The 1545-nt window shown below is 48.0% G+C and carries 2 protein-coding genes; both read left to right on the forward strand.

The genetic code is table 11. From position 1 onward, the window contains the following. Window positions 1-55: 55 nt before the first annotated feature. Window positions 56-433, forward strand: coding sequence for a transposase (locus DW205_RS21975; protein ID WP_005862367.1), 378 nt, complete (start codon window positions 56-58; stop codon window positions 431-433). A gap of 26 nt (window positions 434-459) precedes the next feature. Continuing rightward, window positions 460-1422 (forward strand): IS3 family transposase, encoded by a 963-nt coding sequence (locus tag DW205_RS21980; protein ID WP_005862366.1) that lies wholly within the window; start codon window positions 460-462, stop codon window positions 1420-1422. The last annotated feature ends 123 nt before the right edge of the window (window positions 1423-1545 follow it).

The raw sequence follows: 1545 nt of genomic DNA on the forward strand, positions 1-1545 counted from the left end.
TGTCTTATGCTGATATAGGTAGACACATTCAATAACAATAAAATGTGTAATTATTATGCGCAAAAAACATGAGCATTACAGCGAAGAAGAGAAATTGCATCTTCTTCATTCTTATTATCAATCCGGCATGAGCAAAACCAGTTTTTGCAAACAACATGGTATTAGTGGGATAACTTTGTTAAATAAATGGCTGGCGAAGTATGAATCAGTGGTAAAAGAGGTATCTTTGGCTCCGTGTCAAGCCCCTACGGATATGAGCGATCGAAGCAAAGAGGATTACCATGATGAAAACGCGCGACTCAAGAAGCGTGTTAAGGAGTTGGAGAAGGCCCTTGCCTTCTCCCGGTTGGAAACCGAGGCCCGTGATTTAATGATCACGCGTGCGGAAGAGTATTTTAACATTCCCATCAGAAAAAAACCTGGGGCCAAATAGTAACGGAACTGGTCAGGCTTCGCAAGATGAAAGTAGCGCCAGCCTGCCGTCTGTTTGGCCATTGTCGTCAAGCCTATTACCAGTCCAAGGCTGACATTGGGAGCCATGTGAAGAATGAACGTCTCATGCTGGATACCGTACGTGAGATACGTGGCGAGGATCCCGGTATCGGTGGTTACAAGCTGTGGATCATGCTCACCGCCCTCTTCGGAGAGAGGTTCATGCCCGGTGGCGACAGCTTCTACACGCTGCTTCGTCGACACCGCCTGATGCTTCCTCCCCGCAAAGCCAGGGGCACAACCAATTCCAACCATCGTTACCATAAGTGGAAGAACTTGATAAAGGGCTTTGTCCCAACCTCTCCCAATCAACTGTGGGTTAGCGATATTACCTATATACCGCTTGCCGGCGGAGACGTCTGTTACCTGCATCTGGTCACGGATGCTTATTCCCATAAGATAGTGGGATGGGTACTGGCTGATAGCTTGCGTGCCTCAGCCACGCTTGAGGCGTTGCGGCAGGCCATAGACCAGGCCGTTGAGATGACAGGGAGTGAAAATCTGGAGGGCCTGATACACCACTCTGACCGTGGCGTGCAGTATTGTTGCGACGCGTACGTGGAGCGCCTTCGGCGGCATGGCATTGCCATCAGCATGACGGAAGACTACAAGCCCACGGACAATGCCGTGGCGGAACGTATCAATGGGATAATTAAAGTGGAACGCCTCTATAGGCAAGGGCTGTTCGAGACCATCGAGCGTGCCGCGAGCGTGATAGAGCGCTACATCTACTTCTACAACTACCGCCGACCGCACATGAGTGTCGGTTATAAAACCCCGGGCATAGTGCACGGGGAGAAGGAAACGCAAATAAAAATGTGGCGGAATAAAAGAAAACCCGTGAAAAGTAACGAGAAAGAGAGGGATACGATAGCTTTGCAAAGCCGAACAACTAATCTCTCAGAAGGGCTCTGTTCGGCCCAGAGGTAATGTGTCTATGTTATCAGTATGAAGTTAAAAGAAGTGACTACTATATCAGTATTACTTTATAACTACTGTCTACTGATTACGTTTATAAACAAAAAAAGTGTCTAGATAAATCAGGAAAAGACA

It is taken from the genome of Parabacteroides sp. AM17-47, from assembly GCF_003434625.1.
Lineage (GTDB): Bacteria > Bacteroidota > Bacteroidia > Bacteroidales > Tannerellaceae > Parabacteroides > Parabacteroides distasonis.

Bases quoted from the DNA above. Each gene is read 5' to 3' on its own strand.
- DW205_RS21980 (WP_005862366.1), top strand. From the start codon at position 460: ATGAAAGTAGCGCCAGCCTGCCGTCTGTTTGGCCATTGTCGTCAAGCC.
- DW205_RS21975 (WP_005862367.1), top strand. From the start codon at position 56: ATGCGCAAAAAACATGAGCATTACAGCGAAGAAGAGAAATTGCATCTT.